This window comes from Streptosporangium sp. CA-115845, from assembly GCF_050943795.1.
Lineage (GTDB): Bacteria > Actinomycetota > Actinomycetes > Streptosporangiales > Streptosporangiaceae > Streptosporangium.
This window is the reverse complement of record NZ_CP191988.1, coordinates 2,593,317-2,616,346: the sequence shown is the minus strand read 5'-3', so window position 1 is coordinate 2,616,346 and position 23,030 is coordinate 2,593,317. Positions and strand designations below refer to the sequence as shown.

22 protein-coding genes are annotated in these 23,030 nt (G+C 70.5%); 12 read left to right on the top strand and 10 right to left on the bottom strand.

The genetic code is table 11. From position 1 onward, the window contains the following. The first annotated feature begins 17 nt into the window (after nt 1–17). Nucleotides 18–950: a TIGR03621 family F420-dependent LLM class oxidoreductase gene (locus ACQP0P_RS14080; RefSeq protein WP_433375993.1), complete on the top strand. Its 933-nt coding sequence runs from the start codon at nt 18–20 to the stop codon at nt 948–950. A gap of 88 nt (nt 951–1,038) precedes the next feature. Then, nucleotides 1,039–1,413, top strand: a complete 375-nt coding sequence (locus ACQP0P_RS14075) for a hypothetical protein (RefSeq protein ID WP_433375990.1) — start codon at nt 1,039–1,041, stop codon at nt 1,411–1,413. A gap of 142 nt (nt 1,414–1,555) precedes the next feature. Here the strand turns inward: ACQP0P_RS14075 and ACQP0P_RS14070 are convergent, their stop codons facing one another. Continuing rightward, complete coding sequence (locus tag ACQP0P_RS14070) at nt 1,556–2,803, bottom strand: cytochrome P450 (protein WP_433375987.1); 1,248 nt, start codon at nt 2,801–2,803, stop codon at nt 1,556–1,558. A 43-nt stretch (nt 2,804–2,846) separates the two neighbouring features. Next, on the bottom strand, nt 2,847–4,184 hold the full coding sequence (locus ACQP0P_RS14065; protein WP_433375984.1) for a glutamine synthetase family protein: 1,338 nt from the start codon (nt 4,182–4,184) through the stop codon (nt 2,847–2,849). Nucleotides 4,185–4,361: 177 nt separating this feature from the next. On the opposite strand from ACQP0P_RS14065, the gene ACQP0P_RS14060 reads away from it, so the two are divergent. Continuing rightward, complete coding sequence (locus tag ACQP0P_RS14060) at nt 4,362–5,171, top strand: acetoacetate decarboxylase family protein (RefSeq protein ID WP_433375982.1); 810 nt, start codon at nt 4,362–4,364, stop codon at nt 5,169–5,171. Between the two features lie 72 nt (nt 5,172–5,243). Here the strand turns inward: ACQP0P_RS14060 and ACQP0P_RS14055 are convergent, their stop codons facing one another. Continuing rightward, nucleotides 5,244–6,695, bottom strand: a complete 1,452-nt coding sequence (locus ACQP0P_RS14055) for an APC family permease (protein ID WP_433375979.1) — start codon at nt 6,693–6,695, stop codon at nt 5,244–5,246. Nucleotides 6,696–6,855: 160 nt separating this feature from the next. Between ACQP0P_RS14055 and ACQP0P_RS14050 the strand changes: the two genes are divergently transcribed. Then, nucleotides 6,856–7,428 carry a MarR family winged helix-turn-helix transcriptional regulator gene (locus ACQP0P_RS14050; protein ID WP_433375976.1) on the top strand — a complete coding sequence of 191 codons (573 nt, stop codon included), beginning with the start codon at nt 6,856–6,858 and terminating at the stop codon, nt 7,426–7,428. 55 nt (nt 7,429–7,483) lie between these two features. On the opposite strand, the gene ACQP0P_RS14045 is transcribed toward ACQP0P_RS14050, so the two are convergent. Next, a complete protein-coding gene (locus ACQP0P_RS14045) occupies nt 7,484–8,176 on the bottom strand; it encodes a gamma-glutamyl-gamma-aminobutyrate hydrolase family protein (protein ID WP_433375973.1) in 693 nt (230 codons plus the stop codon). A gap of 117 nt (nt 8,177–8,293) precedes the next feature. Here ACQP0P_RS14045 and ACQP0P_RS14040 point away from each other — a divergent pair, with 117 nt between their 5' ends. From ACQP0P_RS14040 to ACQP0P_RS14015, 6 genes are read left to right on the top strand one after another with little or no spacing between them, the layout of a single operon-like run. Next, nucleotides 8,294–9,742 (top strand): aldehyde dehydrogenase, encoded by a 1,449-nt coding sequence (locus ACQP0P_RS14040; RefSeq protein ID WP_433375970.1) that lies wholly within the window; start codon nt 8,294–8,296, stop codon nt 9,740–9,742. Then, a complete protein-coding gene (locus ACQP0P_RS14035; RefSeq protein WP_433375968.1) occupies nt 9,730–10,653 on the top strand; it encodes a 3,4-dihydroxyphenylacetate 2,3-dioxygenase in 924 nt (307 codons plus the stop codon). The genes ACQP0P_RS14040 and ACQP0P_RS14035 overlap by 13 nt, the downstream gene beginning before the upstream one ends. Before the next feature lie 10 nt (nt 10,654–10,663). Next, nucleotides 10,664–11,509, top strand: a complete 846-nt coding sequence (locus ACQP0P_RS14030; protein ID WP_433375965.1) for a fumarylacetoacetate hydrolase family protein — start codon at nt 10,664–10,666, stop codon at nt 11,507–11,509. An 18-nt stretch (nt 11,510–11,527) separates the two neighbouring features. Beyond that, entirely contained in the window at nt 11,528–11,716 is a 189-nt protein-coding gene (locus tag ACQP0P_RS14025) for a ferredoxin (protein WP_433375962.1), read from the top strand. 49 nt (nt 11,717–11,765) lie between these two features. Next, nucleotides 11,766–12,959, top strand: coding sequence for an NAD(P)/FAD-dependent oxidoreductase (locus ACQP0P_RS14020; RefSeq protein ID WP_433375959.1), 1,194 nt, complete (start codon nt 11,766–11,768; stop codon nt 12,957–12,959). A gap of 48 nt (nt 12,960–13,007) precedes the next feature. Then, entirely contained in the window at nt 13,008–14,429 is a 1,422-nt protein-coding gene (locus ACQP0P_RS14015) for a gamma-aminobutyraldehyde dehydrogenase (protein WP_433375957.1), read from the top strand. 1,191 nt (nt 14,430–15,620) lie between these two features. On the opposite strand, the gene ACQP0P_RS14010 is transcribed toward ACQP0P_RS14015, so the two are convergent. From ACQP0P_RS14010 to ACQP0P_RS13995, 4 genes are all read right to left on the bottom strand, one after another. After that, entirely contained in the window at nt 15,621–16,493 is an 873-nt protein-coding gene (locus ACQP0P_RS14010) for a class II glutamine amidotransferase (RefSeq protein WP_433375954.1), read from the bottom strand. 64 nt (nt 16,494–16,557) lie between these two features. Next, nucleotides 16,558–17,982 (bottom strand): glutamate decarboxylase, encoded by a 1,425-nt coding sequence (locus tag ACQP0P_RS14005; protein ID WP_433375951.1) that lies wholly within the window; start codon nt 17,980–17,982, stop codon nt 16,558–16,560. Nucleotides 17,983–18,093: 111 nt separating this feature from the next. Next, on the bottom strand, nt 18,094–19,026 hold the full coding sequence (locus ACQP0P_RS14000; protein WP_433375949.1) for a phosphotransferase enzyme family protein: 933 nt from the start codon (nt 19,024–19,026) through the stop codon (nt 18,094–18,096). Further along, a complete protein-coding gene (locus ACQP0P_RS13995; RefSeq protein ID WP_433375946.1) occupies nt 19,023–20,393 on the bottom strand; it encodes a helix-turn-helix domain-containing protein in 1,371 nt (456 codons plus the stop codon). Before ACQP0P_RS13995 ends, ACQP0P_RS14000 begins: the two co-directional genes overlap by 4 nt. A 238-nt stretch (nt 20,394–20,631) precedes the next feature. On the opposite strand from ACQP0P_RS13995, the gene ACQP0P_RS13990 reads away from it, so the two are divergent. Further along, nucleotides 20,632–21,132: an ATP-binding protein gene (locus ACQP0P_RS13990; RefSeq protein WP_433375943.1), complete on the top strand. Its 501-nt coding sequence runs from the start codon at nt 20,632–20,634 to the stop codon at nt 21,130–21,132. Between the two features lie 27 nt (nt 21,133–21,159). On the opposite strand, the gene ACQP0P_RS13985 is transcribed toward ACQP0P_RS13990, so the two are convergent. Then, a complete protein-coding gene (locus tag ACQP0P_RS13985) occupies nt 21,160–22,113 on the bottom strand; it encodes a tetratricopeptide repeat protein (RefSeq protein ID WP_433375940.1) in 954 nt (317 codons plus the stop codon). A 2-nt stretch (nt 22,114–22,115) separates the two neighbouring features. After that, on the bottom strand, nt 22,116–22,244 hold the full coding sequence (locus ACQP0P_RS13980; protein WP_433375937.1) for a hypothetical protein: 129 nt from the start codon (nt 22,242–22,244) through the stop codon (nt 22,116–22,118). 218 nt (nt 22,245–22,462) lie between these two features. Here ACQP0P_RS13980 and ACQP0P_RS13975 point away from each other — a divergent pair, with 218 nt between their 5' ends. Beyond that, complete coding sequence (locus ACQP0P_RS13975; protein ID WP_433375934.1) at nt 22,463–22,987, top strand: hypothetical protein; 525 nt, start codon at nt 22,463–22,465, stop codon at nt 22,985–22,987. Nucleotides 22,988–23,030 lie beyond the last annotated feature (43 nt).

Sequence of the window (23,030 nt, the reverse complement as noted above, 5' to 3'; positions counted from 1 at the left end):
ACATTTACGGAGATGCCGTGGCGGAAATTCGGCCATTCCGTTTCGGGGTGGAGGCGGATGGTGCCCCGAACGCGGCCCGCTGGCGGGACACCGCCCGCGCGGTCGAGGACCTCGGCTACCGGACGCTGCTCGTCATCGATCATCTCAGCGACCAGCTCGCACCGGTTCCGGCGATGCTGGCGGCGGCCGACGCCACGACGACGCTGAGGGTCGGCTCGCACGTGCTCGCCAACGAGTTCCGCCATCCGGCGTTGCTGGCGAAGGAGGCGGCCACCGTCGACCTGCTGTCGGAGGGACGGCTGGAGCTCGGCCTCGGGGCGGGGTGGAACCGCGCCGAGCACGACCGGATCGGGGTCGAGCTGCCCGCCCCGCCCATCCGGGTGGACCGGCTGGCCGAGGCGATCGCCGTCGTCAAGGGCCTGCTGGAGCACGAGTCGTTCAGCTTCTCCGGCCGCCACTACGCCCTCGACGAGGTGGCCGGACTGCCCCGGCCGGTGCAGCGGCCGAGGCCGCCGCTGATGGTGGGCGGCGGCGGGCGGGCGATCCTGTCGCTGGCCGCGCGTGAGGCCGACATCGTCGGCCTGAACGCCAACCTGGCGTCGAGCCGTTCGGACGCCTCCAGCGCGGCGACCATGACCGGGGCGGCCACCGCCGCCAAGGTGGAGTGGATCCGGGCCGCGGCCGGATCCCGGTTCGACGCGCTGGAGCTCAGCGTCCGGGTCTACTACACGGCGGTGACCTCGGACGCGGAAGCGGCGGCCGCGAGACTCGGCCCGCTCACCGGGTTGCCGGTCGCCGAAGCGCTGCGCTCGCCCCATCTGCTGCTGGGCGACACCGAGCGGCTGGTGGACTCCCTCCAGGAATATCGCGAAATATACGGTATTTCCTATTTTGTAATTACGGCCGATGCCTATGAGGCGTTCGCCGGGGTCGTCGCCAGACTGGGATAACCGAGGCGGATGCGGGTTTCGGGGATTCTGTTCCGGCCGGCTTCGCCCTAGTCTGATCCCACAGTCGTCGGCATAGGGACGGTTTCAAATGGACATAGCTGCGGTGTCGTCCGCCGTGGCCCTCATGGCCGCCGGCGGCGCGGTCACGACCATGGGCGAACAGGTGGCCCTGGAGCTGATCGAGCGGATCCGCGCGAGGGTCCGCTCGATCTTCGGCTCCGACGAGCGCTCGGCGGAGACGCTGGACCAGGCGATCGAGGAGCCCGGCGACGAGGGCCGGATCAGGTCGCTGGCCGAGGCACTGTCCTGGTACGCGCGGCGGGACGAGGAGTTCGCCGGCGAACTGGCGGGGTGGGCGCGCGACCATCCGGCTCCGGCGTCCCTCGTGCAGAACATGCACGCGGGCAGGGACGCCTACGCGGCCGGCCGGGACATGACGGTCAACCAGCGCCCCGACTCCTGAGCTCGCCGGCTCCGGATCGACCGGCGGCCCGACGTCCCGGCCACCCGGCGGGCGGCCACCCGCTGGAGTCGAGCGCGGAGGGCCGAACGGTCACGGCGGGGACCGGAGACGGGGCGCATCCGAGCCGCCGGACCCGCTGAACTCAGGCGGGGGTGACCGTGACCGGGAGTTCCTTGATGCCGTTGACAAAGTTCGAGCGGACCCGGCGCACGTCCCCGGCCAGTTCGATGCCCGAGATACGCGGCAGCAGCTCCTCAAACATGATCTTGATCTCCAGGCGGGCCAGCGCGTTGCCCAGGCAGAAGTGCGGGCTGCCCTTGCCGAAGGTGACATGGTCGTTGTCGGCGCGGGTGACGTCGAAGCGGTAGGGGTCGTCGAAGACCCGCTCGTCACGGTTGCCCGAGGCGAACCACATCACCACCTTGTCACCCTCGGCGATCTTCTGGCCGTGCATCTCGACGTCGCGGGTGGCCGTACGGCGGAAGTGATAGACCGGGGAGGCCCAGCGCAGGAACTCCTCGACGGCGCCCGGCATCAACGAGAGGTCCTGACGGAGTCTCTCCGCCTGGTCCGGGTTGTCGATGAGGCCCAGCATCGTGTGCGAGATCGCGTGCCTGGTGGTCTCGTTGCCCGCCACCACCAAGAGCAGGAAGTAGTTGTCGAAGTCGGTCGGCGAGAGCGGCACGCCGTCGGCGGTGGGCTGGTTGATCAGCCTGCTGACCAGGTCGGTGCCGTTGCCGCCCAGACGCTTGCGGGCCAGCTCCCTGCCGTACTCGAAGACCTCGAGGGAGGCCGGGCTGCGGAAGGGCAGGTCCCGGTATTTCTCGCTCTCCTCGCTGTGCAGCAGCACGTCCGCGTAGTCCGGGTCGGTGTTGCCGATGATCCGGTTGCCCCAGTCGATGAGCTGCTGGGTGTCGTCGGCGGGGACGTCCAGCATCTTGGCCAGCACGTTGATCGGAAAGTCCGCCGAGACCTCCTTCACGAAGTCGAACGTGCCCTTGGCCAGCGCCGCGTCCAGGGTCCTGGCGGTCAGGCCGCGCAGGAAGACCTCGTAGCCCGCGACGGCCCTGGGGGTGAACTCGCGCTGCAGGATGCGGCGGAGCACGCTGTGCCGGGGGCCGTCGGTCTCCAGCAGCGAGCGCCGGATGGTGGCCTGGCGGTCGTCCACCTCCTCCAGGTTGGTGAACCTGGAGGAGGTGAAGGTCTGCGCGTCCCTGTCGACGGCCACGATGTCGGAGTGCCGGGTGACCGACCAGAAACCACTGCCGTGCTCCCCCTCGTCCTGCCAGTGCACCGGAGCCTCGGCACGGAGCACGTCGAGCATGCGCCACGGCGTCTCGCCGTCCAGGAACTTGTCGTTATCCGCCAGGTTGACGTCTTCCAGGCGCATGGATCCTCCTCAGGGGTGGCGGTGAAGCCGTGAAACGGTCGGACTACAGGTGGTAGGCGTACTCGCGGAACTCCCAGTCGGTGACAAACCGGGAGAACCTTTCGATCTCATTGCGCTTGTAGGCGAGGTAGGCGACGGCGAACTCCTTGCCGAGCACGTCGGTGAGCTCGGCGTCAGCCTCGAAGGCGTCCAGCGCGACGGGTAGCGACATCGGCAGCATGGGGGCCTTGGCGGTGTCGTAGCCGTAGCCCTCCAGCGGTGCCGGCGGCTCGACGCGGTCGCGGATACCGAGGTAGACGGCGGCCAGCAGGCCGGCGATGCCCAGGTAGGGATTTGCCGAGGCGTCGCCCAGCCGGACCTCCATCCGGGTACCGGCACCACGCTCAGGCGGGATGCGAAGCATCGCACTGCGGTTGTCCAGGCCCCAGTCGTTGAGCCAGGGGGCCAGCGTGTCGGGGCCGAACCGCTTGTAGGAGTTGATCGTGGGGTTGAGCAGGGCCGCGAGTGCGGGCGCGTGCGCCAGCACGCCGCCGATGGCGTGCATCCCGGTCTCGGAGATCCCGTACGGCGCCGCCGGGTCGTCGAAGACATTGCGCCCGTCGCCGTCCACGCACGAGAGGTGGACGTGGAAGCCCGAGCCGCCCTCGTCGTTGAACGGCTTGGCCATGAAGGTCGCCATCAGGCCGTCCCGCCGGGCCAGCTCCTTGATCGCCGACTTGAAGCGGAAGGCCCGGTCCGCGGCGTCGGTCACCTCGGAGTGGTTCAGGTTGATCTCGAACTGACCGCCGGAGAACTCGTGGTTGCCCATGGTCACGCCGATGTCCATCAGGCGGAGCGCCCGCAGGCTGCGGAGCACGTGCGAGCCCCGGTCACCCTTGAGGCCGGCGACGTAGACGTTGCCGGGGGCGTCGTCGTAGCGCTTCCAGCCCTCGCCGTCCGGCTCCAGCAGGAAGTACTCCAGCTCGGGACCGACCACGCCGCTGAGACCGAGCTCGCCCAGCCGGGCGGCGGCGGCGCGCACCACGGAACGGGGGGCCTGAGCGAAGGGCAGGCCGTCGGCCGGATCGTAGGCGTCTCCCAGACAGTGCGCGACGCCCGGTTCCCAGGGCAGCTCGACCAGGGTGGAGAGGTCGGGGCGGATCGAGACGTCCGGAAGACCGTTGTCGAGACCACCGGGCACGGGCACCACGTCGCCCTGAGGGGAGGTGTAGTAGACCGCCCGGCAGAACGCCAGGCCGCTCTCCATCACTTCCGGAAGCCGCTCCACCAGGACGTCCTTGCCGCGCTCCGTGCCGATGAGGTCGACGTATCCGACCCGGACGATGTCGATGCCCTGTTCTTTCAGGCGCTCAACGGTCCGCTCCACGGATTCCGGGCTCACTGGACCTCCTCGGGAACAACACGACGATTCGTTTGGATGCAAACAATACGCGCCGAACGGATCGGGAACAAGACCCCCCAAAGAGGAAAACAACGGCCCTCCACCGTGACATCCCGCAGCTCAGGGCATATCGTATGGACCCAAACAATTCTAATGCCCCGCAAGCAAGGAGGCATCGTGGCAACGGTGCACGGCTTCTACACACCCAAGACCGCGACCGGCCGCTCCTCCCTGGTCCCCAGCCCTCCCTGGCACTACTCGGGCGACCTGCTCACCGTGGAGTACCGCACGGATCCGGCCAGGGTGGCCGAACTGCTGCCCGAACCGCTGGGTCTCGCCGAGGAGGACCCGGGCGCGGTCGCGGTTATCTGGGCGGACTGGCAGTCCTGCTCAGGGAGCAAGGACGAACTGCTCGACCCGGTACGCGCCCAGTACCGGGAGTGCTTCGTCGTGGTGCGCTGCTCCTACCAGGGACGGACCTACTCCCGGTGCGTCTACATCTGGGTCGACAAGGACTTCGCGATCGCCCGCGGCACGCACCAGGGCTACCCGAAGAAGCTCGGCTCGATCCACATGACCCGCCCGCACCCGTTCGGCGCCGCCGCGCCGAGGATCGGCGAGGGCGGTGTGTTCGGCGCCACCCTCGCCGCCGCCGATCGCCGGCTGGCCCAGGCGGTGGTGCGGCTGCGCGAGCCGAGCGAGACCAACGGCTTCGTCAACGGTCACCCGATGGCGCACAACCGCTGGCTGCCGTCGATCGAGCTCGGCGGGGCACTCGCGCTGGACGAGCTGGTCGTCACCGGCGCGGCCTCCTTCGAGGGCGGCCAGGCCTGGCAGGGCGACGCGGAGATCGAGCTGTTCGACGCGCCGACCGAGGAACTGGCCGGTCTGGCCGTGGACGAGATCATCGGCGGCTACTACCGCCAGGTCGGGGTCGTCTGGAACGGCGGCACCCTGCTGGAGTCCGGCACCTCCGGCGCGCGCTGACCCTTCGGTGCCGAGGGCCCGTACGGCATGCCGTACGGGCCCTCGGCACCTCAGGAAGGTCGAAGGAAGGGGTCAGTCCTGCGCCGGCGCCCCCTGCCCGATCCGTGCGTACGCCTGCGGGTCGGCGGACCTCAGGTAGGCGCCGTAACCGATGCCGACGACACCGACCAGCACCATCACCGCCGGGAGCACCCAGTTGAGCATCGAGTCCGGCGGGGTGCCGAGCAGCGCGGAGAAGTTGGTGAAGGCGACGTAGAGGACCACCAGCAGCGCGACTCCGGACAGCGCCGGGGCGATGACCCTGCTCCAGGCGCTCTCACCTCGCGCGTCACGGCCGAAGAAGCCGATCACCGCGACCGAGGTGGCCACCAGCAACATGATCACACCCAGCGCGCCCAGGTTGGTGAACCAGTTGAACAGCGTGCCCATCGGGTCCCCACCGAGCACGCCGAAGCCCAGCACGACGACGACGGCGAAGACGGTCTGACTGATCGATCCCATGTACGGCGAGGCGTGCCGGGGGTGCAGGCCGCCCAGCCTGGCCGGGAGCACACCCTCGCGGCCGAGCGCGAAGAAGTAGCGGGCGACCGCGTTGTGGAAGGCGAGGGTGGCGGCGAACACCGCGGTGATCAGGAAGACCTGGCCGAGGGTGGAGAAGCCCGAGCCGAGTGTCCTCTCCCCCAGTACGAAGACCAGATCCGGGCCGTGTTCCCGGGAGGCGGCGATCACGTTGTCCACCCCGGCGCCCACCGCGGTGGCCCAGGCGGTGAAGGCGTAGAAGACGCCGATCACAGCGACGGAGATGTAGGTGGCCCGGCTGACGGTCCTGCGCGGGTCACGGCACTCCTCGCTGTAGATCGCCCCGGATTCGAAGCCCATGAAGGCGGCCATCGTCCACAGGAACCCGGCACCCACCGCGCCCGTGGTCAGCGCGCTCCAGCTGAACGGCTCCAGCGACAGGCCCTGCGGAGCCGTGGCGATCTGGGAGACGTCGAAGACCAGCACGAGGAGGCTCTCGCAGACCAGCAGTACGGCGAGCACCTTGGCGTTCAGGTCGACCCGGCGGTAGCCGAGGAAGGCGATGACCGCCAGGAAGGCCAGCGAGACGACCCACCAGGGAAGATCCACCCCGAAGGCGGAGGACAGGAAGCCCGAGGTACTGAAGCCGAGCAGGCCGTACAGACCGACCTGCATGGCGTTGTAGGCGACCAGCGCGACGAACGAGGCGCCCACTCCCGGAATACGGCCGATGCCGTGGGTGATGTAGGCATAGAAGGCTCCGGCGTTGGAGATGTGCCTGCTCATCGCCGCGTACCCCGCGGAGAAGACCACGAGTACGACTGCGAGGATCAGGAACATCGCCGGCACGCCGAGAACACCGGTGGTGGCGAAGTTCTGCGGCGTGCCGCCCGCGGCAACGGTGAGAGGGGATGAGGCTGCGACCACGAAGAACACGATGTCCGGCACACCGATGCGACGGCGTGACGGCGTGGCCCTGGAAGCTGCCGTTTCGTTGACGGCCATGGAAACCTTCCGTTGTAGCGAGGGGAGGCCAGAGGTCGTTCGTACTCGTACGACCCGCGTGGCCGGGATCGTACGGGTACAAATGAAGATGGCGCAAGGGTCTGTTTTCGCAGGTCCGTGCCAGTAAGGGTTTTCGACAACCGAGATCGAAGGAGTACGGGTGCCCGCGCACTACTCACTGACAGAGACAGAGGAGGCGGTCAACCGTCGCCTCGGGCCGATCCCGATCGAGCGAGAGGCACTGGCCGCCGTCTCCAACCTGTACCGGGCGGCCAGCACCGTCCGGCAACATCTGGAGAACTCGGCGCTGCGCGGGGCAGACCTGACCTGGAGCGCGTTCGTCGTGCTCTGGGTGGTGTGGATCTGGGAGAAGATCGAGACCCGGCACGTCGCGGCCGAGGCCGGCATCTCCAAGGGCACGCTCACCGGCATCATCAAGACCCTGGAGTCGCGCGGACTGGCCCTGCGCAGCCAGCACCCGGATGACGGCAGGCTGGCCCTGCTCAGCCTGACCCCCGAGGGAGTGGCGCTGATGGAACGACTCTTCCCCGCCTTCAACGCCGAGGAGTCCTTCGTGGTCGACATGCTCACCGGCGAGGAGTCCCTGCGCCTCGCGGACACCCTCCGGCGCATCGTCACGCACCTGGAGGAGCACGGCGAGGATCGCCGCGAGGAACTTCGCAGGCAGAGCCCCGTCCCCCCGCGCCGGGGCGGACGCCGCCGCGCGGGCTGACCTCCGCCCGCCCCTGACGCCGAGGCCCGGTGACGGCGGGCGACGACGTGGCCACCTACCCTCCGGCCTTCTCCACCAGGGCGTCGAAGAGCCGCCGGTTGGGGACGTCGGTGTGCGCGGTGTCCTCGGGGTGCCACTGGACACCGAGGAACCAGCCCCGGCCTTCGGCGAGTTCGACCGCCTCGACGGTGCCGTCGGCGGCATGGGCCGTGGCCACCAGCCCCTCCCCCAGCGCCGAGGCGCACTGGTGGTGGTAGCAGGACACCTCGATCTTCTCCGCCCCCACCGTCCGGGCCAGCAGGGAGCCGGCGCGCACCCCGACCGGGTGGACGAGGTGACGGTGGCCGGACTCCATGTGCTGGTCGAGCCGCCCGCCCAGGGCGACGTTGACCACCTGGAGGCCCCTGCAGATCGCCAGGGTGGGCAGCCCCTCGGCCAGCGCGTGCCGGGCCGCGGCCAGGTCGAAGGCGTCCTGGACGGCGTCCACGTCGTAGACGGCGTCGTGCGCCACGCTCTCGCCGTACGCGGCGGGATCGAGGTCGCCACCGCCGGGGAGCAGCAGCCCGTCGGCGAGCGCGAGCCGGGCCGCAGCCTCCTCCGCGCCGACCGGGTGCATCAGGAACGGCTCGCCGCCCGCCCGGTAGACCGCGTCGGCGAGCGTCCTGGCGGTGACCACGGCCGCGTAGCGGAGGGCCGAGGTGCTCGCGGCGAAGCGTGAGGGGATCGCGATGATCGGACGGCGGGACATCCAGAGGCCTCCAAGCTTGTTTGCATCCAAACGATAACCCAAACGCCCAGGTCATGTCTTGACCGGCCGTCAAACCACCCTTTAGATTGTTTGGACTCAAACGATTTGGAGGAGCGGATGGCCACTGTCGCCGGCGTCGCAGTCGAGGGCGGTCATTGGATCGGGGGCGAGCGCGTCTCCTCACCCACGACGTTCGATGACGTCTCGCCGATCGACGAGAAGGTGATCGCGGAGATCTCCAGGGGCGGGGAGAGGGAGGCCCGCGCCGCCGTCGAAGCCGCGGGCAAGGCGTTCCCCTCCTGGTCGCGGACCAGCCGGGAGGAGCGCGCGCGACTGCTGCACGCCATCGCCGACGGCGTGGAGAAGCGGCTCGACCAGCTCGCGATCGTGGAGACCACGGACAACGGCGCGCTGCTCCGCTCCCACCTGCGCGGCGTGATGCCGCGGGTCGCCCACAACTTCCGGTTCTTCGCCGACTGGCTGCTCACCCTGGGCCACGAGGACTTCGAGACCCGCGGTCACCGCAACCACGTGAGCTGGGACCCGGCCGGCGTCTGCGCGCTGATCACGCCGTGGAACGCCCCGCTCATGCTGGCCACCTGGAAGATCGCCCCGGCCCTGGCCGCGGGCAACACCGTGGTCCTCAAACCGGCGGAGTGGACCCCGCTGACCGCCTCGCTGCTGGCCGACATCACCGCCCAGGCCGGACTGCCGGACGGCGTGTTCAACGTGGTCCAGGGCTACGGCGCGGAGGCCGGCGCCGCCCTGGTCGCCGATCCCGGCGTCCGCCGGGTCAGCTTCACCGGCTCGGTCCCGACCGCGCGGCACATCTCCACCGCCGCCGCCGCCAACCTGACCCCGCTCTCCCTGGAGCTCGGCGGCAAGTCACCTCTCCTCGTCTTCGCCGACAGCGACCTGGACCTGGCCGTGGACCTCGCCGTCGAGCAGTACGACAACGCCGGGCAGGTCTGCCTGTCCGCGGTCCGGCTGCTGGTCGAGGAGTCGGTCGCCGAGGAGTTCACCGCCCGGTTCGTCGCGAAGGCGAGCGCTCTCAACCAGGGCGATCCGCGCGACCTGGCCACCGACATCGGCCCGCAGATCCACCGGCGGCAGTTCGAGCGGATCGACGGCTTCGTCCAGCGGGCCAGGGCCGAGGGCGCGACCGCCCTGATCGGCGGCGGCCCCAACACCGACCTGGGCGGGCTCTACTACCGGCCGACCCTGTTCACCGGTGTCGCCGCCGGCAGCGAGATCGTCAACGAGGAGGTCTTCGGACCTGTCCTCACCCTGCAGACCTTCCGCACCGAGGAGCAGGCCGTCGAGATGGCCAACTCCACCCGGTTCGGCCTCGCGGCCACCCTCGCGACCGGCTCCGAGGAGCGCGCCGCCAGGGTCTCCGAGCGGCTCGTCGCCGGGACCGTCTGGGTGAACTGCTTCTTCGTCCGCGACCTCAAGGCCCCGTTCGGCGGTTCCCGCCAGTCCGGCGTCGGGCGCGAGGGCGGCGACTGGAGCTTCGACTTCTACTGCGACCTCAAGAACACGGTGACCGCGCCATGGGAGAAGTAGTCGGGGCGGGCCTGCTGGCCCACGTGCCCACCATCGTCCTGCCTAAGGAGACCCGCTACGAGCTCAACGAGGGCAAGGAGATCACCCTCGTCACCGGGCTGGAGCGGCTCCGCGCGGAGGTCTTCGAGAAGGTCGACTACGACACCGTCGTCGTGCTCGACTCGCACTGGGCCACCACCGTGGAGTTCGTCGTCACCGCGCAGCAGCGCAGGGCCGGCCTGTTCACCTCCGAGGAGCTGCCCCGGGGCATGTGCCGCGTGCCCTACGACTTCCCCGGCGACCAGGAGCTGGCCCGCGCCGTCGCGGCCAAGGCCAGGGAGCACTCGACGTGGATCACCGCGATCGACGACCCCTACCTGCCGATCTACTACGCGACGATCAACCTGTGGAGGTACCTCGGCGTACCCGAGAAGCCGTGGGTGACGATCGGGGTCTGCCAGACCGGTGACAACGAGGACCACCTGCGGCTGGGCCGCGCGCTCGGCGACGCGATCCGCGAGTCCGGCCGCAAGGTCCTGCTGATCGCCTCCGGCGCGCTGTCGCACACCTTCTGGCCGCTCCGTGAGCTACGAGCGCACGAGGCCTCCGATCCGAGCCACATCTTCACTCCCGAGGCCCGGACGGCCGACCTGGAGCGGATCGAGTGGTTCAAGGCCGGAGACCACGCCCGGGTGCTGGAGACCATGCCGGAGTTCGCCCGGTTCAAACCAGAGGCGAGGTTCTTCCACTACCTGATGATGGCCGGCGCCATCGGCGAGGGTGCCTGCACCGCCCCCGGACGGCAGTACGGCGAGTACGAGAACTCGATCGGCACCGGCCAGGTGCACCTCTGGTTCGACCGGCCCGAGGCCGGCTTCCCCGCCCCGAGTGCGACCGACGCCTCCGGCGACCCCTACCCCTATCCCGGCTGAAGGAGCCCCGATGCCCGAGTACCGCAGGATCCTTCTCGACGGCTCCGCCACGCAGGTGCGCCGTGAAGGCGACGAACTGGTCAGCGCCGACGGCCGGGTGGTCGACGCCGCGGACGCCGTCCACCTGCCGCCGTCGGTACCCAGCAAGATCATTGCTGTGCACCTGAACCACCGCAGCCGGGTCGAGGAGTTCATGACCTCGCTGCCGCCCGCGCCGACCTACTTCCACAAGCCGACCTCGGCGCTCAACGGCCACCGGGGCGCCGTCGTGCGGCCAGAAAGGTGCAGGTACCTCAACTACGAGGGCGAGGTGGCCATCGTCATCGGCCGCACCGCGCGCAACATCTCCCCCGCCGAGGCCGGCGACCACATCGCCGGTTACACGGTCGGCAACGACTACGGCCTGCACGACTTCCGCGACACCGACGCCGGGTCGATGCTCCGGGTGAAGGGCTCGGACACGCTCTGCCCCCTCGGTCCCGGCCTCGTCACCGACTGGGACTTCCACGGCAAGCGGCTGCGGACCTACGTCAACGGCGAGGTCGTGCAGGACGGCTCCACCGATGAGATGGAGTGGGACATGCACTACCTCGTCGCCGACATCGCCCGCACGATCACCCTCTACCCGGGCGACGTGCTGCTGTCGGGAACCCCCGCCAACTCCCGCCCCGTCCAGCCCGGCGATGTGGTCGAGGTCGAGGTCGAAGGCCTCGGCAGGCTGACCAACCACATCGTCACCGGCCCCGCCCCGATCCGGGATGACTGCGGCGCCCAGCCCACCGAGTCCGAGGAGGTCATCTCGACCACCTTCGGTGGCGATTGGGAGTTCCGCGGCATCCGAGCACCCAAGCGCTGATTTTTCAGGAGAAATGCAATGAAGGTCATCGTCGATATGGACGTCTGCAAGGACCACGGGCAGTGCGTCTTCTCCGCGCCCGAGGTCTTCCAGCTCAGCGAGAACGGCCGGCTGGTCTATGTCTCCGACCCCGACGACGCACTGCGCGACGCCGTCGAGGAGGCCGCCGACGTGTGCCCGCTCCAGGCCATCACGGTCGAGGGCTAGCCCCTTCCCGATACGGTCCGCGCAGGCGGCACAGAGAGTGAGGGTGGCGATGAGCCAGCGCATCGTGATCGCGGGCGCGTCCATGGGCGGCCTGCGCGCCGCCGAGCGACTGCGGGCGGGCGGCTTCACCGGTGAGATCGTCGCGATCGGCGACGAGACGCACCTGCCGTACAACCGGCCGCCGCTGTCGAAGGAGGCCCTGGCCTCCGAGGTGACCCACGAGGCGGTCGCGTTCCGGCTCCGCCCGGCCGTCGCCGACGTGATCTGGCGGCTCGGCGTGACCGTGACCTCCGCCGACCTGACCGCCCGCGTACTGCGACTCGCCGACGGCACCGAGCTGACCTACGACGGGCTGGTGATCGCCACCGGGATGCGGCCCCGGCGGCTGCCCGTACCTGGCCCCACGACGGGAAGGCACGTGGTCCGGACCCTGGAGGACGCGAGCGCCCTGCGCGGGGAACTCCGGCCGGGAGCCCGGGTGCTGGTGATCGGCGCCGGGTTCATCGGCTGCGAGGTGGCCGCCACCGCCCGCGGGCTGGGCGCCTCGGTCACGGTCGTGGCACCGGAGGCCGTGCCGATGCTGCGCCCTCTGGGCACCGACCTCGGCGCCGCGCTGCGCCGCCGGCACGAGGCCGAGGGGGTGCGCTTCCTGCTCGGCCGTACGGTACACCGCTTCCTGGGCGACGCGGGGCGGGTGACCGGGGCGGAGTTGTCCGACGGCACCGCGGTCGAGGCCGACGTGGTGGTGGAGGCCGTCGGCTCGGCGGCCGCCACCGGATGGCTGGAGGGCAACGGCCTGGACCTGTCCGACGGCGTGCTCTGTGACAACGCGCTGCGCGTCGAGGGCCGGGCGGGTGTGGTGGCGGTGGGCGACGTGGCCCGCTTCCCCAACCCGCGCTACGACGAGGTGGCCCGGCGGGTGGAGCACTGGAGCATCCCCACCGACACCGCCAGGCGCGCGGCGGCCAGCCTGCTGGCCGATCTCGGGCAGGCCGATCACGACCCGGCCCCGTTCACGCCGCTGCCGACCTTCTGGAGCGACCAGTACGACCTGCGGATCCAGTCCTTCGGCGCCCCCGCGCTCGGTGGGGACGACATCCGCGTGCTGGAGGGCGACCTCGGCGGCGAGGCCGTGGTCGGCTACCACGAGGCCGGTCGGCTGGTCGGCGTGGTCATGATCGGCTTCTCCGCGGCGGCGGCGCGCTACCGCGCGCTGCTCATGCCGGTCCCCGTGACCACCTGACCTCCCCCGCCCCGCCGCCGAGACCCTCACCCGCCAAGGAGAATCCCCATGGACGTGCTGCGCAACGTGATCGCCGGTGAGAGCCGGGACCCGGCCTCCGGCGAGTGGATGGACCTGACCGACCCCGCCACCGGGAAGGTGTACGGCCGGGCGCCCCGTTCCTCCGTCGCCGACGTCGCCGACGCCGTCGCGGCGGCCACCGAGGCCGCGGCTCGCTGGCGCCGCACCACCCCGGCCGAGCGTCAGGGCCTGCTGCTGCGGCTCGCCGATCTGATGGAGGAGAACCTCGACGCGCTCGCCGACGCCGAGGTTCGCTCCACCGGCAAGCCGCGCGGCACCGCCCGCCGCGTCGACGTGGGCGGGTCCGTCGACGCGATCCGCTACTTCGCCGGAGCGGCCCGGGTGCTGGAGGGGCTGGGCGCGACCGAGTACGTCGAGGGCCACACCTCGTTCGTCCGGCGCGAGCCGATCGGCGTGGTCGCCCAGGTGACGCCGTGGAACTATCCGCTGATGATGGCCGCCTGGAAGATCGGCCCGGCCCTGGCCGCCGGGAACACGCTCGTCATCAAGCCCGCCGACACCACCCCCGGCTCGACCGTGCTCCTCGGCGAACTGTGCGCCCGGGTGTTCCCGCCGGGCGTCGTCAACGTCGTCTGCGGCGACCGCGACACCGGCCGCGCCCTCGTCGAACATCGAGGCGTGGAGATGGTGGCCATCACCGGATCGACCCGTGCGGGGGCCGAGGTGATGAGGTCCGCCGCCGACGACCTCAAGGACGTTCACCTGGAACTGGGTGGCAAGGCCCCGGCCGTCGTCTTCGGCGACGTGGACATCGCCGAGGTCGCGCGTTCGGTCGCCGAGGCCGCGTTCTTCAACACCGGGCAGGACTGCACGGCCGTCACCCGGGTGCTGGTCGAGGAGCGGATCCACGAGGAGTTCACCACGGCGCTGGCCAAGGCCGCCGCCGCGCTCACCGTCGGCGGTCCCGACGAGGAGGGCGTCTTCCTCGGCCCCTCCAACAACGCGGCCCAGGCCGAGCGGGTGGCCGGCTTCCTCGCGCGGCTCCCCGCCCACGCCAGGCTGGTCACCGGGGGCCGGATCGATCGGCCCGGTTACTTCTTCGCCCCCGCCGTGGTCGCCGGGGTCCGCCAGGACGACGAGATCGTCCAGCAGGAGATCTTCGGCCCGGTGGTGACCGTCCAGCCCTTCGCCGACGAGGACGAGGCGCTCCTGCTCGCCAACGGCACCGACTACGCCCTGGCGGCCAGCGTATGGACCCGCGACACCGGCCGCGCCATGCGGTTGACGGCCGCACTGGACTTCGGCGCGGTCTGGGTCAACTGCCATCAGGTGATCGTCCCCGAGCTGCCGCACGGTGGCTTCAAGCACTCCGGCACCGGCAAGGACCTGTCCAGGTACGGCTTCGACGCCTACACCCGGATCAAGCACGTGATGATCAGCCATTCCTGATCGCCGGGATCGAGACGCGGAGACCAGGCCGGCTGGTAACGCCCATTACCGGCTCTTCAATGTTGCTGGAAAGCGTCGAACGGTTCTGGCCCGAGCCGCTGGGGCTGCGACTCGTGGCTCTCACGTGTGTGGTGGGGTTATTGCTCGGACTCAGCGCGCTGACATGGCGTTTCATAGAGGCTCCGGCGCAACGGCTGGGCAGGCGCTTCGCGTCGGAGGTGGACCTGCAACAGAGCCGGATCGGACGTTAAGCCAGTTCAGGGAGGTCAGGAGGGGTGGCCGGAGCGGACGAGCGCGGCGAGGAGGCGAAAGACGTGACCGGCGGCAAGCATCGGCCCCCCTTCGGGCCGGGGGCGAGAGGGGGGCCCACCGCCCAGTTCCTCGCCCGCCCGCGGATAAGGGGCGTCGCGAAAGTCGCGAAATCGACGTCACCCGAGGACCGCCACGCCCTCCGCTGTCGTCCGATCAGCCCGCCTCCGCCGCGTCTTGCCGATGGCCCGGTGGGGGCTGTGTCGGCTGGCTGCGCCCAGGCGGACCCGTCCGGGACCGGCTCGGCCTGACGATCACTCCCGAGAGTTACCGTCTGTGGCTTGACGCACCCGACCGGCATCTGCCGCTTCCGGGTTGAGCGGCACACCGGGACTTTTACCACAGCTCGGCTGGAATCTTGCTACCCTCGCCGGAAGATCATGATCCCCACACGAAAGGGTGCCTATGCCATCCACGCGGATCGTCACCGCCGTAACGGCCGCCATCGGCGGGCTTTGTGTCGCGCTCGCCCCAGGCTTCACCCAACCCGCCTGGGCCGTGCCCGGCAATTGTTCGTCCTCCATCGTGGAGACAGGTACGGTCAGGGCGTCCTGTGTTTCCGGGACCGGTCAGTACCGGGCCGTCGCCACCTGCGTCACTGACACCAATCAGCGGCGCACCACTGCCTATGGCACGTGGAGGAGCCCCGCGACCTGGGTCTCCATCGCCACCTGCCCGAGTAGCTCCCCGTACGCGATCAACGCCTCCTATGAGACCAGATAGGCCCCCGCAGCCCTGACCTGGGGCTCCGCCCGCTCTTCGACATCCAGGCGAAGGGAAAGGCGGAGCTCCAGGTGGCGTCCCGGAAAGGAGCCCGGGAAGAACTCCCAGATCCTGCCCATCGCCACCTTGGACTGGCTCTCATGACCCGCAGGACAGGCCCTAGCCGGCGGCCTGCTGTGAGGCGGCGGCCTCCGGGCGCAGGTCGGCGAGGCTCAGCCGGTGCGCCGGCTCCTCCGGCAGCACGACCCGGCGGGTGGGGCTGAGGTCCGGTCCGATGTGGAACAGCTCGCCGGGCTCCATCAGGTGCCACCGGGGATGGTCGTCCATGCGCTCGCTGGCGACCACGGACGCGGAGGTGCCCGCCAGGTCCCGGGAACGGACCCGCATCCGGTCGTTACTGCCGCTGTGGTCGAGGTGCCGGACGCCGTGCTGCCCGCCGGCGGCACGCCGGAGTACGTACAGCTGGTGGGTATCGGGATAGCGCAGCGCCCACAGCTCCCGCGGCGTGGTGAGGACCAGGTTGAGGGCGTAGACGGGCAGGTTCCTGGCGACCCAGCGCGCGGCGCTCTCGATGCCGGCGGCGACGTCGCCGCCGTGCGCCCTGGTCTCCCGGGTGATCAGCGCGAAGAAGCGCTCCGAGTCGGTGTCCCCCTGGACCAGTTCCCGGTCCTTCCCCAGTTCCGCGTCGAGGTCGGCCAGGCCCTCGATCACCCCGTTGTGCGCGAAGAGCCGCCCGTCCTGCAGGAAGGGATGCGTGTTGCGCACCTCCAGGTCGCCGGTGGAGGCGAACCGGACGTGCGCCAGAAAGGTGGTGGACTCCACCTCCTTGGCCTCCTCGGCGAAGCACCGGTCCTCGTAGGCGGCGATGGGAGCCTTGTGCATGTGCGGGGTGCCGTCGGCGTCGAAGTAGCCCAGCCCGGTCCCGTCGGGGTCGCGGTGGCTCTGGTGACTCAGGCTGTCCGGGGCGTCCAGCAGCCAGAAGGTGGCACGGGTACGTTCAGGGGTGCTGCTCAGGCCGAACAGACGGCACATCTCAGGGTCTCCTTCTCTGTCACTTCTGCTCCGGCCGCACCGGCCCGCACCCGACCTGGCGCCGTCAGCCGTGGCGCCGGGGCCTCCTGGCCCCGGCGCCGTGCGCGAACCCACCGGCGTCCTCGGCGGTGTGACGTGGCCGGTCCTGGTCGGAAAGGCGAGGCAGGACCCGGTACAGGTCCTGCAGCAACAGGTCGGCCAGGTCGTTGCTGAAACCGTTACGGACGACGACGCGCAGCACCGCCAGATCCGTGCGGTTCTTCGGAAAGGTGTAGGCGGGCACCAGCCAGCCGCGCTCGCGCAGCGCGGCGGAGACGTCGAAGACCGTGAAGTTGTCGATCCCCTCCCGTACCCGGAAGGCGAACACCGGAGCCTGGCCGCCGTCGGTGATCAGCTCGAACCGGTCCAGCCTGGCGATCTCCCCGGACAGCCGGGTCGCCACGTCCCGGCAGGTCTGCTGGACCCGGCGGTAGCCGTCGAAACCCAGCCTCAGGAAGTTGTAGTACTGCGCGACCACCTGGGCGCCGGGGCGGGAGAAGTTCAGCGCGAAGGTCGGCATGTCCCCGCCGAGGTAGTTGACGTGAAAGACCAGGTCGTCGGGGAGCGCCTCGGAGTCGCGCCACAGCGCCCAGCCCACCCCCGGCATCACCAGCCCGAACTTGTGCCCGGAGGTGTTGATCGACGCCACCCTCGGCACCCGGAAATCCCAGTGCAGGTCGGGGTCGAGGAAGGGCGCGATCATCGCGCCGGAGGCGCCGTCCACGTGGATCGGCACGTCGAGTCCGGTACGGGCCTGCAGGTCGTCCAGGGCCGCGGCGATGTCGGCGACGGGCTCGTAGCTGCCGTCGTAGGTGGAGCCCAGGATGGCCACGACCCCGATGGTGTTCTCGTCACACAGCTCGACGGCCGTCTCCGGGCTCAGGTGGTACCGGTCGCCCTCCATCGGCACGTACCGGGGTTCCACGTCGAAGTAGTCGGCGAACTTCTCCCAGCAGATCTGCACGTTGACGCCCATCACCAGGTTGGGCCGTCCGGCCGGGCGTCCCTCGGCCTGGCGCCGGTGCCGCCAGCGCCGCTTGAGCGCCAGACCGCCCAGCATCGCCGCCTCACTCGAACCGGTCGTCGAGCAGCCCACCGCACGATGGGGCTCCTTCGCGTGCCAGAGCCGGGCGAGCATGTCCACGCACCGGATCTCCAGCTCCGCGGTCTGCGGATACTCATCCTTGTCGATCATGTTCTTCTCGGCGCACTCGGCCATCAGCCGCCGCGCCTGCGGCTCCGCCCAGGTGGTGACGAACGTCGCCAGGTTCAGCCGCGCGTTGCCGTCCAGCATCAGCTCGTCGTGTACCAGCTGGTAGGCCGTCTCCGGCTCCATCTCCCCGGCGGGCATGGCGTAGCGCGGAACCCGGATCGGCTCCCGGCTGAAGATCGGGTTGACCTCCAGATCGCGGCTTCCCCGCCCGGTGTGACCGGGCCGCCTCAGCGGCATCGCCCCACCCCTTCCCCAGCCGATCAACGCCCTCACCTGGGCTTTCCCCTTAGGCTGGGTACCCGTGCCGCCGCGCTGCGACACCAACCGCCGATGATCCGCCCGGCACCGTCACCGGTACGGCTGCCACCTGACCGTCTGGTCGCGGGCCTTGAAACTGCGCATGCGGTGTTCCCACTGCGACCGGATGCCCGGGTTGCTGCGCAGCACGGGCAGGACGCTGGTGACCAGCTTCAGCTCGCGGAGGCGGCGCAGCACCGGAAACCCGCGCCAGCGGGTGACGTCGAAGCCGTAGCCCTCGGCGAGCGACGTGTGCTCGTCGGCGGGGTAGTCCATCCGCAGGCGGCCGACCGCCACCGGGGCGAGGTCCCACTCACGCGGGCCCATCCCGGTGCTGTCGAAGTCGCACAGCACCGGCCCCCTGGACCCGGCGATGACGTTGCCCATGAACACGTCACCGTGGATGACCCCGGCGGGGAGCACGTAGTCGAGCGCGGCGAGCCGCTCCTCGACCTCGTCGCACTCGTCCAGCAGGAAGGCGTGGTCGCCCGCGGACAGATCCTCCGGTTCGGCGAGCCGCTGACGGACCTCGGTCATCGGGGCCCACTCCGGCAGGTCCACCGGCGGGTCCGGCAGCCTGTGCAGGCGTCTGAGCAGGGTGGCCAGCTCGCCGCCGCCGGGGCGCGGGCCCACCTCGGGGGTGTGCTTCCACAGCGTGACCAGATGGCCCTCCACCTGGAGCGGCTGCTCGCAGCCCGGCAGGAGCCGCACCGCGGGGAAGTCGTGGTCGGCCAGCCAGCGGGCGACCCGCACCACGGTCGGCACCCGCGAGCGGGCGGCCGAGGATCCGGCGATGCGCACCACGACGGGCGCCCGGCGCAGGCGGAAGACCGCGTTGTTCGTGAACTTGATCAGCTCGGCGTCACCGGGCACGAGCCCGGCCCGGTCACAGACCGATGCCAGCAGCGAGTGGAGCCGGTCGCGGGTGAGACCGCCGGCCTGACCGGCGGCGTGGTCTGCGGCGTGGTCGGTGGTCATCGTCATGCCGCACGCACCACCGAGATGCGCCGGGCGAGGTCCTGGGCGTCACCGACGTGCGCCCGCATCATGGCGACCGCCTGCAGCGGCGCGAGACGGTCGGTGATCCGCATCGAGCGGATCTCGGTCGCCAGGGTGACCGCCTCGTTGCCGTTGGCGATCCCGGCGGTCATGTCACCGGCTCTGAGCTGCACCGTCGCCAGAGCGGTCAGCTCGAAGGCCCTGCTCCTGGCCATGCTCGGCTCGCGCTGCCCGAGCGCGTCGGCGAGGAAACGCTCGGCGATGCCGAGGTGGCTGTCGAGGTGGGTCTCGGCGAGGTCGGCGTACACCATGCCGCTCGTGGCGTCGAGGTCGGCGGCGCCGAAGAAGCTCACCCAGGCCGGGGACTCGCGGTCATGGGCGCGGGCCAACTCGTCTGCCGCCCGGTTGATCGATTTGAGCGCGAGATCGCTGTCGCCCAGCAGGGCGTAGGCCCACGCCTCGTTGGCGAAGAGCATCGCCACGGTCCGCTCGCAGCTGGCGTCCTGCGCGCAGATCTGTCCGAGCTGGAAGAACCGCAGCGCGTCCAGGATGCGGTCGCAGTGCAGGTGGACGCGGCCCATCCGGTACAGGACGTTGGCCGCCAGCGAGGAGTTCCTCGCGTGCTTGGCCTGTTCGAGCGCGCGGGCCAGGTGGCTTCTGGCCGAACCGTACAGGCCGACGTCGAAGGAGGTCCAGCCCGCGAGGTTGTGCTGGTCGGCCAGCGCCTGGTGCAGGCGGAGGGTGACCGACTCCGGGCATGAGGCCCGCAGCAGCCGCTGTGACCAGGCCAGCTGTGCCACCACCGCGTCGCGGCAGACCCCGCCCCCGTGCCGGTAGTCCAGGGCGCGCAGCGTGCGGGTCACCGTCTCGATCTGCTCGACGTCGGCCATGCCGATGCGGTGCGGGACGGGGGTCTCGGTGGGCGTGACCGGCTCGGTCCACTCTTCCGCGTCCCCGGACGCCGCGCCGATGGTCACCTGCGCGGCGTGCGCGAGCAGGCGGCGCACCTGCTCGTCCTCGCTGGAGTCGTCGCGCTGGTCGGCCGCCGCCGCCGGGGCCAGTGTCGTGCAGGAGGCGTCGTAGGCCAGACCCATGTAGCCACGGGGAATCCCCAGACCGTCGGCGATCCGGCCCAGCACGTCGTACGCCATCACCTGGCGGCCCTTGAGGATCTCGGATATCTCCGACTGGGACTGCGCGGTGAGGGCGGCGATGTGACGCTGTGAGACGCCGATCCGCTGCAGTAACCGGTATACGGTGGCCATGTCGCGGGCGGCCAGGGCCTGTCGCATCTGCGGGCGTTCCCAGAGTGCGGGATCGACTTCCCGCGCGTTCGCGTTGCTGACGTTCATCCCGATCTTCCCACTGCGGAGTTCCCTTGCCGCCAAGGTAACCAGCGATGCGGCGTCGCCGGAGCCGTATCGGTGCGACCGATCACCCAAGGTGATCGGCTCGGCCTATCACCCGACCGATCTGCGGACAGTATTGGTCCTGCGACTCTCCGTATATCGGCCTTGTCCCTCAGGATGGGGGATTCAGACCAGCGAGCGCGATCCCGCGGCCCTGGTGTCCTACTCGATAGGAGCAACGATGCTCACCGAGCACGCTCCAGCTCTGGAGGTCGGCGTGCGCGGCAGGCACCGCGGACGCTTTCGAGTGACCGCCTGGTGTCTCCCCCCGGGCAACGCCGCCCGCCGGGCCCGCAAGCTGCTGCACGACCTGCTCTCCCGTCCGCCCTTCGCCCCCGACGACGTCGCCGACCTGGAGGTCGTGGTGACCGAGCTCGCCACGAACGCCGGCAGTTACGCCCCCGGCCCCTACGAGCTGCGCGTCCTGCACGACCGCGACCTGCCGATCAGGGCCGAGGTGGCCGACGCCGGCGGCGGGGTCCCGCTGATCGAACGTCTGCTGCGTCGCCCGTTCACGCTCCCCGGCCACGTGGACGAGCTGTCACTCGGCGGGCGGGGCCTGCGGATCGTCGAGGAGTTCACCTCCGGGCGCTGCGGGGCGCGCTGGACCCGGCTGTGCGGCACCGGGCAGATCGGAACCGGCGTCTGGTTCGACCTTCCGGCGCACCGCCCCCGGATGTGAACGCACCCGACGGGGCATGAGACCGGTTCACCGCTCGGACCTCGCCCTCAGCAGCGCGGACAGGCGCTCCACCTCGGGGTGATCGGGCCCGAGGGCGAGGTGCTTGACGCGCAGCGCGTCCCGGTAGCGTCGCCCCGCCTCCTCCGGGCGGCCCTGAAGATCGTCCAGGTGTGCCAGATTCACCTGGCACACCGCCACCTCGTAGTGATCGGCTCCCAGGCGCTCAACGAAGATGTCCAGGGCCCGGCTCAGCGTCTCCTCCGCCGCCGCGAGCCTGCCCTGGTTCGCGAGTACCGCGCCGAGCACCGCCAGGTCCGCCGCGACCTGGTCGTGGCGGGGACCGAGCACCCCGCGCCGGATCTCGATCGCGGCTCGCGCGTGGTGCTCTCCCGCGGGTCCGTCGTCACCTCGGGCATGCGCGAGCCCTGCGAGATTGTGCAGAACGTCGGCGCGGGCCAGGGGGTCGTCCACCCCATGCCGCTCCAGGCAGGCCAGCGCTCCGCGATAGTGGGTCTCGGCCTCGCCGTAGCGGCCGAGCTCCTTGCAGAGCACCCCCAGGGCCAGCCGCACCGCCGCGCCCCTCGGCCGGTCCGCCTCGTCCACCAGCTCGAACGCCCGGCGCAGGTGCGCCTCCGCGGTGGTGTGCCGGGCCTGCCTGCGCTCGATGTCACCCATCCGGATCAGCGCGTCGGCGAGTGATGCGTCGCGTCCGCCCCCGGCGGGCGCCGAGGCCAGCGACTCCACAGCCCGCCGGGCCCACTCGTGTGCCTGCGGGTAGCGGGTGAGCCCGTGCCAGAGTGACGCCAGATCCACCAGAAGCGTGGCATGTCCGGTGAGATCCACCTGGCCCGCCACCTCACCCGCCCGCCGCGCCCACCGCTCACCCTCGGCGTACCAGCCGCGCCTTCGGCAGTACGCACCGCGCAGCAGGCACCGGCGGACCACCTTGATCCGATGACGGCGGACGACTCGTTCGAACACCGTCAGGCGGACGGCTCACAGTGATTGGCGATGCGGATGGACTCCGCGGTGGCGCTGCCGGTCTGCAGCACCAGGAGGACGGGTACCGCCGCCGTGAGGATCAGCGTGTACAGGCGTGCGATCTTTCGCATTACCGCTCCTTCTTTCCGGAGAATCAGAACATCCTCATCGTGATCCCGGACGCTTGTGGCCCGGTTGGAAACGACTTGGCACACCCGGTGCCGGAGGAACCGTCGTGTCCGCACACCTGCCGGCCCATCTCGCCGGTTTTCCCGCGGACCGTCTCGGTGGGTTCGTTGTCGCACCGGACTCCGTGGGAGTGTTGCGGCTTATGAGTAGGTCGTTGAAGATGACACGCATCCTGCTGGTGGCCGCGTTCGCCGCCGGCCTTTCCGCCTGTTCCGCGGAGGACGGCTCGTCCGCCTCCTCCACCGCTCCGGCCGTCTCCGCCTCTCCCTCCGGCCCCGAGAGCACCCCTGCCCCTGCCCCTGCCGTCACCGTCACCGTCACCGCGGAGCCCTCGTCTTCGGCCGGCTCGACCGACTCCCCCGCCGAGCCCGCGGTGGACGAGCCGGGCGACGGCGCCGGGGACACCGGACCCGCCGTCTACCTGCTCGGACCACTCGGCACCAGTCCGGGACAGCCGGGCTGGATCACCGTGCGGACCGGCGACGGCGATGTGCAGCCGGTCATGCTCAGCCCGGACGCGGTGGTGCTCGACGCGCGGGGAACGATCTGCGACACGGGCAAGGTCCCGCACAGGTGCACCGCGGCACAACTGGAGAGGGCACTCAACGCGCGAAAGCCCCTGAACGCCAAGGTGATGCTCCAGGGCGGGGTGGCGGTAAGGATCGAGGCGACCACCGGGAAGTGACCCGGTCCGGCGGATCCACCCATTCGGCTGCGTGGATCCGCCG